The organism is Pseudomonas sp. RV120224-01b, assembly GCF_003208145.1.
Taxonomy (GTDB): domain Bacteria; phylum Pseudomonadota; class Gammaproteobacteria; order Pseudomonadales; family Pseudomonadaceae; genus Aquipseudomonas; species Aquipseudomonas monteilii.
Map to the genome: position 1 here is coordinate 26056 of NZ_QKMQ01000012.1, position 13534 is coordinate 39589.

Consider the following 13534-nt stretch of genomic DNA (forward strand, 5'->3'; position numbering starts at 1 on the left):
TCCTACTCCAACGGTATGGCCACGCTCAGGCTGGTGCCTTCGCCCGGCTCGCTGTCCAGCGCCATGCTGCCCCCCAGCATCAGCACCCGCTCACGCACGCCCACCAGGCCAAACGAGGTGGGCCGGGTCTGCTCGCGGCAAAAGCCCTGGCCATCATCGCTGACCGTCATGCGCAATTGCCCCTGTGCAAGCACCAGCTCGATCTCCACGCTGTGCGCCTGGGCATGACGCATCACATTGGTCAGTGCCTCTTGGAGGATACGGAATAACCCAATGGCTTTGGCATCGCTCAATGCTGGCAGATTATCCGGCACTTGTACCAGGCACGGGATCTGCGTGCGCGCCTCGAAACGCCGTGCCTGCCATTCGATGGCCGAGGCAATGCCGGCATCGAGAATTGGCGGACGCAAGGCCGTGGCCACGTCGCGCACCAACTGGAACAGCTGGGCGATCAGGCGTTTCATGCTAGCCAGGCGCTCGTTCAGGCCCGGGTCCAGCTCGGCAAAGGCCAGCTCGCACATCGACACTTCCAGCTTGAGCACGGTCAGCATCTGCCCCAGCTCATCATGCACTTCCCGGGCGATGCGGGCTTTCTCTTCTTCACGCACACTTTCCAGATGGGCCGACAGCTCGCGTAGCTGCTCCTGGGACTTGGCCAGTGCCATTTCCGCCCGCTTGCCTTGGGTGATGTCCCACACCACGCCGTCCCACACCACCTGGCCGTTACCCAGGCGCCGGGTACTGGCCTTGATGTCAGCCCAACGCTGTTCGCCCTGGCGGGTGAGGATGCGGCCCTGCCAGGACCAGTCCTGGTCACTGGCCAGGGCCAGGTCCTGCACCCGGTGGTAATCGGCACGGTCCTCAGGGTGCACCAGGTTACGCAGCCCCATCTGCGGGTGCTGGATTTCGCCGGGCGTATACCCCACCAGCGCCTCGCTGCCTTCACTGATGTAGGGAAACTCCAGATCGCCCTCGGCCGGGTCGCGTTCCAGACGAAATACCAGCCCCGGCACATTGCCGGCAATGCCCTTGAGCCGCGCCTCGCTTTCGCGCAGTGCCGCCAGGGCACGATGGCGTTCAGTGACGTCGGCGAGGTAAACCACCAGGTATTCGGAATCACGAAAGCGCAGAAAGCTCAGCGACAGCTCGACCGGCAGCAGGCTGTGGTCAGCCCGTCGGCATTGCGTCTCGAACTGGCCGATACCCGTTGCCCCCGTACGCGCACCTTTCCACAGTTCCAGCCAGCGGTCCATGTTAAGGCTTGGCTCGAAGTCACCCAGAGGCCGCTCCAGCAGCGCCCCCTCGGCGTAACCCAGCATGCGCTCGGCAGCGTGGTTGGCGTAGCGCACGTGGCTGTCCCAGTTGACCCACAAGATACCCACCGTGCTCTGGTCGATGGCGAACTGGCTCAGTCGCAACGCCTCTTCGCGCACCTGGCGCTCCACCAGGCTTTCCCGCGTGGCCAACAGGCTGCGCTCCAGCTGGCGCTGCTGCCGGCGTTGCCACACCAGCGTGGCCAGCGCGCACAACAGCAGCATGCCGAACAGCAAGGCCAGGTTCTGCCAGAAGCCAGGCGACTCGCTCAGGCGCGGGTACTTCGGCTGCAACCAGCGCTGGTGCATTTGCTCCAGCTCCTTGGCCGGCAATGCCTGCAGGCCACGCTCCAGCACGTCGGCCAGCAGTGGCCAGTCACGCCGAGAACCAATGCGCAGTAGCTGTGGCAGGCCTATATCGCCAACCACCGCCAGCTCACTGAACTCGCTCTCACGCGACAGGCGGCTGAGCTGGGCTTCATCCAGCACGGCGAAACTGGCCTGGCCACCGACCACCAGTTGCAAGGCCTCTCGCTCGTTGGGTACCCCCTGAAGGTTGAGGTTGCCGTAGTTGCCACGCAGATAATCCGCCAGTTGGCTGGGCATGCGCACCGCCACGCGCTGCTCGGCTTCGAGCTTTTCCAGCTCTACCGCCATGGCCCCGGTGCGCGGCCCCACCACCAGTTGCGGCACACGCATGTACGGGTCGCTGAACAACCACAGGCGCAGGCTGGCTGGCGTCTGGGTAAGGCCTGGGGCAAAGTCGATTTCCCCGGCCTGCAGGGCATGTTCAAGGCTGGTCTGGTCGGTGAAGTTGCGCCAGGTAAGGTCCAGGCGCAGTGCCTGCGCCAGGCTGTTCACCAGCTCTACGTTGGCCCCATACAGTTGCTGCAGGCGCCGGTCGAACTGGGCGTAGGGCGCCTGCAGCACCAGGCCGACGCGCAGGCTGCGATGGCTGTCCAGCCACTGCTGCTGCGCAGGTTCCAGTACAACCGTGGGCTGCGCCTCGGTCCTGGCCAAGGCTATCAAGGGCAGCCACAAGCAGCCGATAACCAACAGGCGACGCACTCGCTTCATCTACACGCTCGTCTTGGCAAAGGCGGCCATGCAGCATGGCCGTCACGGGCAAATACTATTAGGCTGCCGGTATCATTCTGGCCTTGGGTTGACGCATGTCCACACTTTATCGCACGACGCTGGCAATGTGCTGCCTGGCCTCGATCCTTCCGCTCGCCGCCTTGGCCGCCGATGCAGAAAAAGCACCCGCCACAACCGAGGCACCCGCTGCCGAAACCCCGCGCCCGCCCCTGCTGGAGCGCAGCCAGGAAGATGCCCTGGCGCTGGAGCGGCTGGTACCCAAGGCCGAGCAGCAGACATTGCAGGCGGGCGCCGACAGCTTCCTGGCCTTGTGGAAGCCGGCCAACGACAGCGACCCGCAAGGGGCGGTGATCATCGTCCCGGGTGCTGGTGAAACGGCCGACTGGCCAAATGCCGTAGGCCCCCTGCGGCAAAAATTCCCGGATGTCGGCTGGCACAGCCTGAGCCTTAGCCTGCCGGATCTGCTGGCCGACAGCCCGCAGGCGCGGGTCGAAGCCAAGCCGGCTGCCGAACCCGAAAAAACCAAGGGTGAAAGTGCGCCAGCCAAGGACGTACCCGCCGACGCCAATGCCAATGTCGCCCAGGCCACTGCTGCCGATGCCGATACGGCGGAAAGCACCGACGCCGAACAGGCCAGCGAGCAGACAGACCCGGCCGACGCCGAGCGCATTTTCGCCCGCCTGGACGCTGCCGTGGCGTTTGCCCAGCAGCACAATGCCCGCAGCATCGTGCTGATCGGACATGGCAGCGGTGCGTACTGGGCAGCCCGCTACCTGAGCGAAAAACAGCCACCGCAAGTGCAGAAACTGGTGATGGTGGCTGCGCAGACGCCAGCGCGGGTGGAACATGACCTGGAAAGCCTGGCGCCAACCTTGAAGGTACCGACAGCCGATATCTACTATGCCACCCGCAGCCAGGACCGCAGCGCAGCCGAACAGCGACTGCAGGCCAGCAGGCGGCAGAAGGACAGCCAGTACCGGCAGTTGTCGTTGATCGCCATGCCGGGGAACAAGGCTACAGAACAAGAGCAGTTGTTCCGCCGGGTGCGGGGGTGGATGAGCCCGCAGGGTTGAGATTCGCCATGATGGCCCTATCGCCGGCAAGCCAGCTCCCACAGGTATCCCGCAAAATTCAGGACTTGTGTATTACCTGTGGGAGCTGGCTTGCCGGCGATGAGGCCATCAAAGGCCCCGCCGCTTGCGGATCATGGCATAGGCCTGGTGCAACTCACGGGTACGCTCGGTCGCTTCCCGCACCTGCGCCTCACTGGCACCAGTGCCCGCCAGCTTGTCCGGGTGGTGACGGCTGACCAGCCGACGATAGGCCTGCTTGACCTTGTCGCCTTCGGTGTCCGCCTCCACCGCCAGCAAGCGCAAGGCAGCCGCATAGGTCATGGGGACACCTTCCGCCCCCGTAGCCTTGCGCGGCTCGTACTCCAGCGACATGGCCTGCACCTGCCGCCGGCTCAGGCCCAGTTTCTGCCCCCAGTCCAGCAGCAGCTCACGCTCCTTGTTGCCCATCTTGCCGTCGGCCCAGACCATGCGCCAACAGGCACGCAAGGTGCCTTCCGCCGCATGTGGCTGCTGGCGAATGCGCCGCAGGTGCCTGCCAAGCCGGTCCTTGCCCGCCTTGCCACGGTTGAACGCATTGATAGCGCGTAGCCGGGCCGCTTCGGCCAGGTCCAGGCGCACCATCTCCTGACGCGCCTGCTGGATGTGCTGCTCGCCCACCCGACCATCGCACTTGGCCAGGCGCCCAAGCATCACAAACAGCAACTCGTCATCGCGCAAGGCCGGGCGCCCGCCCAGGCGCTCGCGCATGTCTTCCCAACCTTCCAGGCGCAAGCGGCGGTCAAGGGCCTGCCCAAGCAACAGGCCCAGCAAAGCGCCCGGAATGCTGGCCACGGCAAAGCCGGCGCCGGCGCCAATCACTGTCCCTGGCCACCACATGTCAGGCGCGCTCGCCAATCAGGCGCTCGGCTTCGGCCAAGCGCTCGAGCGTGCCGACATCCACCCAGTGCCCACGGTAGTGTTCGCCACTGACCTGCCCTGCCGCCATGGCCTGGCGCAACAGCGGTGCCAGCTTGAAGGCTCCCGGTTGGCAGCCGTCGAACAGCGCAGGGTTCAGCACCGAAATACCACTGAAAGTCAGCGTGCCCGGTACCTCATCACCGTCGACAACCTGTTCGCCCAGCAGGCGGAAGTCACCTCGGCCATGGTGGCCCGGGTTGTCGACCAGCACCAGGTGAGCAAGCCCCTGCAAGGGGGCTTGCAGGCGTGCGAAGTCGTAGTCGGTCCAGACATCGCCGTTCACCAGCAGGAATGGCGCGTCACCCAGCAAAGGCAAGGCCTTGAAGATGCCACCACCGGTTTCCAGCGGCTCGCCCTCGGGCGAATAGCGGATGCTCAGGCCAAAACGGCTGCCGTCACCCAGGTGGTCTTCGATCTGCTGGCCGAGCCAGGCATGGTTGATCACCACCTCGGTAACGCCTGCCGCCGCCAGGGCGCGCAGGTGATACTCGATCAGCGGCTGGCCGGCCACCGGGACCAGCGGTTTTGGGGTGTGCAGGGTCAGCGGGCGCATGCGCTCACCTTTACCCGCAGCCAGGATCATTGCCTTCATGCACGCGCTCCGGCCTGCAACTGCGCGATCAGTTCACCCAGCTCCGCCAATTCGGGCCGGCGGCTGATCACTTCTTCTATATAGGCGAAGAAACGCGGCACGTCGCCCAGATAACGGGGTTTACCGTCACGGTGGCAGATACGGGCGAAGATGCCGATCACCTTCAGGTGGCGCTGCACGCCCATCAGGTCGCTGGCACGCTGGAACGCCTCGAAGTCGGCCTGTACCGGGATACCGGCAACCTGCGCCTTCTGCCAGTAGTCACGCAGCCAACCTTCGACCCGTGGCTGAGGCCAGCTAAGGAAGGCGTCCTTGAACAGGCAGGTGATGTCGTAGGTGACCGGGCCGTATACCGCGTCCTGGAAGTCCAGCACGCCGGGGTTGGGGGTGCTTTGCATCAGGTTGCGCGGCATGTAGTCGCGGTGCACCAACACCTTGGGCTGGGCCAGGGCACTGTCGATCAGCAGCTGGCTGATACGCTGCCAGGCAGCCTTCTGGGCATCGGTGAAGGTCAGGCCCAGTTCACGGCCCACGTACCACTCCGGGAACAATTCCACTTCACGGCGCAGCAACGCGTCGTCGTAGCTGGGCAGTGGCGCGTCCATCGGCAGGCGCTGGAAGGCCAGCAGTGCATCGATGGCATCCGCGAACAGCCCGTCGGCGTTGTCGGCACCAATGATATCAAGGTATGTCTGGTGGCCCAGATCACCCAGCAGCAGGAAGCCGCGCTCCAGGTCTTGGGCGTGGATCAGCGGCACATGCACGCCAGCGCTGGCCAGCAGATGGTCGATGGCGACGAACGGTCGGCAGTTCTCCTGCGGAGGCGGTGCGTCCATGACCACAAAGCTGTGGCCGGCGCCCTGCCAGCGGAAGTAGCGGCGGAAGCTCGCGTCGCTGCTGGCCGCAGTCAGGCTGCCGGCCGGCACTTCGCCCCAGGCGTTGTTGCGGAAAAGATCATTGAGCTGCTCATCGAGCCAGACCGTCAGTTGTTGCAAGCGTACATCGTGTTCAGGCATTACAAGGGTCTCCGACGGCCCTAGCCGTCAAGCGGGTCATGCTTTATTATCCAGCATCTTTTTCAGACCATCGAGAGGCGTGCGGCCCCACACGCGGGCAGATGGCACGCAGGAAGCCCGGACTAATAAGATGGCATTGAAATCCCCCGCGTTTCGTAGAAAGTTTCCGTTGCTGGTAACCGGCGGTCTGCTGGCCCTGCAACCTCTGGCCACGTCGTACGTGGTGGCAGCCGAACAGTTCGACTGCCAAGTGTCCGCTGCCGGTGGTTGGGACTGCAAGCCCAAGGCCCCAGTCAACAACCTGCCGCCGCGCCCGGTGCATGAGGGTGCTGCTGTCAGCACCGGCACCGAAGCCGCGAGCGAAGGCGAAACCGCGGACCGGCCAATGCTGGTCACCGAGGCCAAAGGCCGCGCCCTGAAGTCGCGCAGCGAAGATTACAGCCACCTGGACTGGGTTCCGCGTGAAAAACTCACCGCCGCGCAGCTGGCCGAAACCGGCCCGTACTGCGGGGGTGCGTACGTCGAGCCAACCCGCCCGGGCATGGCCGACACCACGCCGAAGGACGAGTCGCCGACCTACATCAACGCCAAGGTGTCCAAGTACCAGCAGGAGCAGCAGATCGCTACCCTCGCCGGTGACGTGGTGATGCGCCAGGGCAGCATGCAGGCCGAAGCCGACGAGGCCAACCTGTACCAGACCGAGAACCGTGGCGAGCTCAAGGGCAACGTCAAGATCCGTGACAACGGCTCGCTGGTCGTCGGTGACGAGGCACAGATTCAGCTCGACACTGGCGAAGCCCAGGTCGATAACGCCGAATACGTGATGCACAAGTCGCACATCCGCGGCAGCGCCCTGTACGCCAAACGTGGCGAAAACGCCATCATCCGCCTCAAGGACGGTACGTACACCACCTGCGAACCGGGCAGCAACGCCTGGCAGCTGAAGGGCAACAACATCACCCTGAACCCGGCCACCGGTTTCGGTACCGCGACCAACGTGACGCTGCGGGTCAAGGATTTCCCGGTGTTCTACACACCGTACATCTACTTCCCGATCGACGACCGTCGCCAGTCCGGCTTCCTGCCGCCATCGTTCAGCACCAGCAGCGACACCGGTTTCATGCTGGTGACGCCGTACTACTTCAACCTGGCGCCTAACTACGACGCCACGTTGTACCCGCGTTACATGGCCAAGCGCGGCCTGCTGATGGAAGGCGAGTTCCGCTACCTGACGCCTTCGAGCGAAGGCCAGTTCGGCGGTGCGTATCTGAACGACAAGAACGACGACCGCAAAGACCAGACTGACTACAAAGATCAGCGCTGGATGGTCAACTGGCAGCACAAGGGCGGGCTGGACGAGCGCCTGATGGCCGAGGTGGACTACACCGACATCAGCGACCCGTTCTACTTCCAGGACCTGGAGTCCGACCAGATCGGTGTTGAAAGCCAGGACCTGCTGAACCAGCAGGGTGCACTGACCTACCGTGGTGACAGCTACACCGCGCGCCTGAATGTGCATGCCTACGAGATGGCGACCATCTCGAAGATCACGCCGTACGATCGCCTGCCGCAAATCACCTTTAACGGTAAGCTGCCGTACGAGCCGGGTGGGCTGAACATTGCCTACGAAACCGAGGCGGTTCGCTTCGACCGTGATCTGAAAGACGACTTCGTCCTGGATAAAGACGGCAACCCCGACTTCTCCGCCGGTGCCGCTGGCCGTCGCCTGGACCAGAACGTCAGCGGCATTGCCCGTGCCAACGGCAACCGCTACAACGTTGCGCCGTCGATCAGTCTGCCGATGGAAGCCAGCTACGGTTACCTGACGCCCAAGCTGAAGTATGCGTATACCCACTACGATCTGGACCTGGACAGCCAGGGTAAAGCCCAGGCCATTGCGCAGTCGGCAAACCCGGCGTATGGCAGCTACAACAGCTCCTTGAACCGCGATGTACCTATCTTCAGCGTGGACAGCGGCCTCTACTTCGACCGCAAGACGTCGTTGTTCGGCACCGACTATAAACAGACTCTCGAACCGCGCCTGTTCTACCTCTACGTCCCGTACGAGGACCAGAAGGACATTCCGCTGTTCGACTCGGGCGAAACCCTGTTCAGTTACGACTCGCTGTTCCGCGACAACCGCTTCAGCGGCACCGACCGTATCGGCGACGAAAACAAACTGTCGCTGGGCGTGACTACCCGCTGGATCGAAGACAACGGCTTCGAGCGCCAGAACTTCAGCATCGGTCAGGCGTACTACTTCAAGGATCGCAAGGTCCAGCTGCCGGGTATCGACTACCGCACTCGCAGCGACTCGCAATCTGATGTGTCGCCGTACGCGCTGATGTACAACTACTTCTTCAACCGCGACTGGCGCTTCAATTCGGACTTCAACTGGGACCCGGACAGCCGCAGCACCCGCTCGGGCAGCGCGATGTTCCACTACCAGCCTGAAGACAACCCGAACAAGGTGCTCAACCTCGGTTATCGCTACCGCAACGACACCATCTCCTACGACTCCACGACTGGTACCTGGAAAGTGGGCGGTGGCGACTACGGTGTTCCTGGCAGCGCGAACTACATCAAGGATTACTACAAGATCCAGCAGCACGATTTCTCGGTCATCTGGCCGATCGTTCCGCAGTGGAACGTTATCGCTCGCTGGCAGCATGACTACAACCGCAACCGCACCCTGGAAGCCATGGGCGGTTTCGAGTACGACAACTGCTGCTGGAAGCTGCGCCTGATCAACCGCTACTGGATCGATTACGACGACTTCAGCCAAGCCCTCCCGGCGAACGAAAAAGGCGACCACGGTGTCTTCCTTCAGATCGTCCTGAAAGGCCTCGGTGGCGTAGTTGGCAACAAGGTCGAATCTTTCCTCGACCAAGGCATTCAAGGTTACCGTGAACGTGAAGACCAAGCTTATTGATCGACTGCGCCCGGCGTTGCTGGGCGTTGCATTGCTGAGTGGCGCGGTGCATGCCGCGGTGCAACCTCTTGATCGCGTGGTGGCCATCGTCGACAACGACGTGGTCATGCAAAGCCAGCTGGACCAGCGCGTCCACGAGGTGCAGCAGACCATCGCCAAGCGCGGCGGCGGCGTGCCGCCAACCGGCGCCCTTGAACAGCAGGTACTGGAGCGCCTGATCGTCGAAAACCTGCAACTGCAAATCGGCGAGCGCTCCGGCATCCGCATCACCGACGAAGAGCTGAACCAGGCCATCGGCACCATTGCCCAGCGCAATGGCATGTCGCTGGACCAGTTCCGTGCTGCCCTGGCCCACGACGGCCTGTCGTTCGACGACGCCCGCGAGCAGGTCAAGCGCGAGATGATCATCAGCCGCGTGCGCCAGCGCCGCGTGGCCGAGCGCATCCAGGTGTCGGAGCAGGAAGTGAAGAACTTCCTGGCTTCGGACATGGGCAAGATGCAGATGTCGGAAGAGTACCGCCTGGCCAACATCCTGATCCCGACCCCGGAAGGCGCCAACTCGGAAGCCATCCAGGCGGCGGCGCGCCAGGTTGGCGATGTGTACCAGCAGCTCAAGCAAGGCGCCGACTTCGGCCAACTGGCCATTGCCCGCTCCGCCAGCGAAAACGCCCTGGAAGGCGGCGAGATGGGCTGGCGTAAAGCCGGCCAGCTGCCACCCGACTTCGCCAAGATGCTCAGCAGCATGCCGGTCGGCGAAATTACCCAGCCTATCCGCATCCCTAACGGCTTCATCATCCTCAAGCTCGAGGAGAAGCGCGGGGGCAGCGAGAACGTGCTGCGTGACGAAGTGCATGTACGCCACATCCTGATCAAGCCAAGCGAGATCCGCAGCGATGCGGCCACCGAGCAACTGGCCGAGCGCCTGTACGACCGCATCAAGAATGGCGAAGACTTCAGCGAACTGGCGAAGAGCTTCTCGGAAGACCCAGGCTCGGCGCTTAACGGCGGCGACCTCAACTGGGTAGACCCGAACAGCCTGGTACCGGAGTTCCGTGAACAGATGGCCAACGCCCAGCAAGGCGTGGTGACCAAGCCGTTCAAGACCCAGTACGGCTGGCATGTGCTGGAAGTGCTGGGCCGCCGTGCCACCGACAGCACCGAGCAGGCTCGCGAACAGCAGGCCCTGAGCGTTCTGCGTAACCGCAAGTACGACGAAGAGCTGCAAACCTGGCTGCGCCAGATCCGCGACGAAGCCTACGTTGAAATCAAGCTGCCTGGCGCTGACCAGGCCGCCCAGTGAAGCCCCTGCGCTTCGCCGTCACTCCCGGCGAGCCAGCCGGCATAGGTCCCGACCTGTGCCTGCTGCTCGCCGCAGACGCCCAGCCCCACCCCCTGATCGCCATCACCAGCCGTGACCTGCTCGCCGAGCGGGCCACGCAGCTGGGGCTGGCTGTCAGCCTGCTGCCGGTAGCCCCGGGCCAATGGCCCGACCAGCCGGCACCCGCAGGCAGCCTTTACGTCTGGGATACCCCCCTCGCTGCCCCGGTAGCGCCAGGCCAGCTCGACAAAGCCAACGCCGCGTTCGTGCTGGAGACCCTGACCCGTGCAGGCCAAGGCTGCCTGGACGGGCACTTCGCCGGGATGATCACCGCCCCTGTGCACAAGGGTGTTATCAACGAAAGCGGTATCGCCTTCTCCGGGCATACCGAATTCCTTGCCGAACTGACCCACACCGCACAGGTGGTGATGATGCTGGCCACCCGTGGCTTGCGTGTGGCCCTGGTGACCACACACCTGCCGCTGCGTGATATTGCCGACGCCATCACCACCGAGCGCGTGGAGCGTGTAACCCGTATCCTGCATGCCGACATGCGCGACAAGTTCGGCATCGCCAACCCGCGCATTCTGGTGTGCGGCCTCAACCCGCATGCGGGCGAGGGCGGCCATCTTGGCCGCGAAGAAATCGACATCATCGAGCCGACCCTGGCCCGCCTGCGCGCCGAAGGCATGGACCTGCGCGGGCCACTGCCGGCCGATACCCTGTTTACCCCCAAATATCTGGAGCACTGCGACGCGGTGCTGGCGATGTACCACGACCAGGGCCTGCCCGTACTCAAGTACAAAGGCTTCGGCGCTGCGGTCAACGTAACCTTGGGCCTGCCGATCATCCGCACGTCGGTCGACCACGGCACCGCCCTGGACCTGGCCGGCACCGGCAAGGTCGACACCGGCAGCCTGCGCGTCGCGCTGGAAACCGCCTACCAGATGGCCGAGAACCGACCATGAACGAGCAATACCAACACCGGGCGCGCAAGCGTTTCGGCCAGAACTTCCTGCACGACGCCGGCATCATCGACCGCATCCTGCGTGCCATCAACGCCAAGGCCGGCGAACACCTGCTGGAAATCGGCCCGGGCCAGGGTGCCCTGACCGAAGGCCTGCTGGGCAGCGGTGCACAGCTGGATGTGGTGGAACTGGACAAAGACCTGGTGCCGATCCTGCAGCACAAGTTCGCTGACCGCAGCAACTTCCGCCTGCACCAGGGTGACGCCCTGAAGTTCGACTTCAACCAGCTGGGCGTGCCGCCGCGCAGCCTCAAGGTGGTGGGCAACCTGCCCTACAACATCTCCACCCCGCTCATCTTCCACCTGCTCAACCATGCCGGGCTGATCCGCGACATGCACTTCATGCTGCAGAAGGAAGTGGTCGAGCGCATGGCCGCCGGCCCCGGTGGTGGTGATTGGGGGCGTTTGTCGATCATGGTGCAGTACCACTGCCGGGTCGAGCACCTGTTCAACGTAGGCCCTGGCGCCTTCAACCCGCCGCCGAAAGTGGACTCGGCCATCGTGCGCCTGGTACCGCACGAAGTGCTGCCACACCCGACCAAGGATGCCAAGCTGCTGGAGCAGGTGGTACGCGAGGCGTTCAACCAGCGCCGCAAGACCCTGCGCAACACCATGAAGGGCCTGCTCGACAGCGCGGCCATCGAAGCTGCCGGCGTGGATGGCAGCCTGCGCCCTGAACAGCTGGACCTGGCGGCCTTTGTGCGCCTGGCTGACCAGTTGGCCGATCAGCAACAAGCCTGATTCAGCCTGTATCGGCCCTATCGCCGGCAAGCCAGCTCCCACAGGCAATGCACAGACCTCAAGACCTGTGGCGATCCTGTGGGAGCTGGCTTGCCGGCGATAGGGCCAGAACCGGTAACACATATCCCCAAGCCCCACACCGCTGGCCCTCCCCCCTCCCAATGGCCTAGACTGCATTATTGCGTCAGTTCGCCCAAGGCCCTTGCATGTCCGACCCCCGCTATCAAATCGACGTCAGCGTCGTGACCCGCTACCTGAAAGAACAATCCGACCCGGAAAACAGTCGTTTCGCGTTCGCCTACACCATCACCGTGCAGAACAACGGCTCGCTCAAGGCCAAGCTGTTGTCGCGGCACTGGCTGATCACCAACGGTGACGGCGAAGTCGAGGAAGTGCGCGGCGCCGGTGTGGTTGGCCAGCAACCCAACATCGACCCGGGCCAGAGCCACACCTACAGCAGTGGTGCGGTCATCAGCACCCGCGTGGGCACCATGCAGGGCAGCTACCAGATGTTCGCTGAAGACGGTAAGCGCTTCGACGCCGAAATCGCGCCCTTCCGCCTGGCGGTGCCCGGGGCGCTGCACTGATGGCCACCTACGCCGTCGGCGATCTGCAAGGCTGCCTGCAACCTCTCAAGTGCCTCCTTGAACGTGTCAATTTCAACCCGGCCGTCGACCGCCTGTGGCTGGTCGGCGACCTGGTCAACCGCGGCCCCGAGTCGCTGGAAACCCTGCGCTTCCTGTACTCGATCCGCCAGTCGCTGGTCTGCGTGCTGGGTAACCATGATCTGCACCTGCTGGCCGCTTGGCACAACGTCGAGCGCCTTAAGAAAAGCGACACCCTGCGCGAAATCATCGAAGCGCCGGATGCCGATCAACTGTTCGACTGGCTGCGCCAGCAAAAGCTGCTGCATTATGACGAGGCACGCGGCATTGCCATGGCGCACGCCGGCATCCCGCCACAGTGGACGCTCGGCCAGGCACTTGGTCTGGCGGCCGAGGTGGAAGAAGTACTGCGCGACGATGGCCGACTGAAGCTCTACCTCGATGGCATGTACGGCAATGAGCCGAACAAGTGGAGCAAGAACCTCACCGGCGTCGAACGCCTGCGGGTCATCACCAATTACTTCACCCGCATGCGCTTCTGCACCGCCGAGGGCAAGCTCGACCTCAAGAGCAAAGAGGGCCTGGGCACCGCGCCCAAGGGCTACAAGCCCTGGTTCGCACACAAGGACCGTCGCTCGCGGCATGTGAAGATCATCTTCGGCCACTGGGCGGCGCTCGAAGGCCGCGTCGACGAGCCCGGTATCATCGCCCTGGACACCGGCTGCGTGTGGGGCGGCGCCATGACCCTGTACAACGTCGACAGCGGCGAATACCACCGCTGCGACTGCGCCGACGACGGCACCCTGCGCCCGCCGGCACAACCCACTACACTCAACGACCACACCTGAAGGAAGTAGTACCC

The 13534-nt window shown here is 63.8% G+C and carries 11 protein-coding genes; 7 read left to right on the forward strand and 4 right to left on the reverse strand.

What is annotated here, in order from left to right:
• Positions 1 to 2 precede the first annotated feature (2 nt).
• The gene (locus N436_RS18460) at positions 3 to 2390 is read right to left on the reverse strand and encodes a PAS domain S-box protein (protein ID WP_110741680.1); all 2388 of its coding nucleotides are present in this window, start codon (positions 2388 to 2390) and stop codon (positions 3 to 5) included.
• Positions 2391 to 2485: 95 nt separating this feature from the next.
• Between N436_RS18460 and N436_RS18465 the strand changes: the two genes are divergently transcribed.
• Positions 2486 to 3484, forward strand: coding sequence for an alpha/beta hydrolase family protein (locus tag N436_RS18465; protein ID WP_110741681.1), 999 nt, complete (start codon positions 2486 to 2488; stop codon positions 3482 to 3484).
• A gap of 108 nt (positions 3485 to 3592) precedes the next feature.
• Here the strand turns inward: N436_RS18465 and N436_RS18470 are convergent, their stop codons facing one another.
• Genes N436_RS18470 through N436_RS18480 form a run of 3 tightly spaced genes read right to left on the reverse strand, consistent with a single transcriptional unit; the run spans position 3593 to position 6049 of the window.
• A complete protein-coding gene (locus tag N436_RS18470) occupies positions 3593 to 4360 on the reverse strand; it encodes a TerB family tellurite resistance protein (RefSeq protein ID WP_105947279.1) in 768 nt (255 codons plus the stop codon).
• A 1-nt stretch (position 4361) separates the two neighbouring features.
• The gene (gene murU, locus N436_RS18475; protein ID WP_105947280.1) at positions 4362 to 5033 is read right to left on the reverse strand and encodes an N-acetylmuramate alpha-1-phosphate uridylyltransferase MurU; all 672 of its coding nucleotides are present in this window, start codon (positions 5031 to 5033) and stop codon (positions 4362 to 4364) included.
• The gene (locus tag N436_RS18480) at positions 5030 to 6049 is read right to left on the reverse strand and encodes an aminoglycoside phosphotransferase family protein (RefSeq protein WP_105947281.1); all 1020 of its coding nucleotides are present in this window, start codon (positions 6047 to 6049) and stop codon (positions 5030 to 5032) included. The genes murU and N436_RS18480 overlap by 4 nt, the downstream gene beginning before the upstream one ends.
• Before the next feature lie 130 nt (positions 6050 to 6179).
• On the opposite strand from N436_RS18480, the gene N436_RS18485 reads away from it, so the two are divergent.
• The 6 genes from N436_RS18485 (at position 6180) to N436_RS18510 (ending at position 13520) form a co-directional block, all read left to right on the forward strand.
• A complete protein-coding gene (locus tag N436_RS18485; RefSeq protein ID WP_110741682.1) occupies positions 6180 to 8981 on the forward strand; it encodes an LPS-assembly protein LptD in 2802 nt (933 codons plus the stop codon).
• A complete protein-coding gene (gene surA, locus N436_RS18490; RefSeq protein ID WP_110741683.1) occupies positions 8962 to 10281 on the forward strand; it encodes a peptidylprolyl isomerase SurA in 1320 nt (439 codons plus the stop codon). The genes N436_RS18485 and surA overlap by 20 nt, the downstream gene beginning before the upstream one ends.
• A complete protein-coding gene (gene pdxA, locus N436_RS18495) occupies positions 10278 to 11267 on the forward strand; it encodes a 4-hydroxythreonine-4-phosphate dehydrogenase PdxA (protein ID WP_105947284.1) in 990 nt (329 codons plus the stop codon). Before surA ends, pdxA begins: the two co-directional genes overlap by 4 nt.
• A complete protein-coding gene (rsmA, locus tag N436_RS18500) occupies positions 11264 to 12067 on the forward strand; it encodes a 16S rRNA (adenine(1518)-N(6)/adenine(1519)-N(6))-dimethyltransferase RsmA (protein WP_110741684.1) in 804 nt (267 codons plus the stop codon). Before pdxA ends, rsmA begins: the two co-directional genes overlap by 4 nt.
• 206 nt (positions 12068 to 12273) lie before the next feature.
• Positions 12274 to 12654: a Co2+/Mg2+ efflux protein ApaG gene (gene apaG / locus N436_RS18505; RefSeq protein WP_012270198.1), complete on the forward strand. Its 381-nt coding sequence runs from the start codon at positions 12274 to 12276 to the stop codon at positions 12652 to 12654.
• Complete coding sequence (locus tag N436_RS18510) at positions 12654 to 13520, forward strand: symmetrical bis(5'-nucleosyl)-tetraphosphatase (protein ID WP_110741685.1); 867 nt, start codon at positions 12654 to 12656, stop codon at positions 13518 to 13520. Before apaG ends, N436_RS18510 begins: the two co-directional genes overlap by 1 nt.
• The last annotated feature ends 14 nt before the right edge of the window (positions 13521 to 13534 follow it).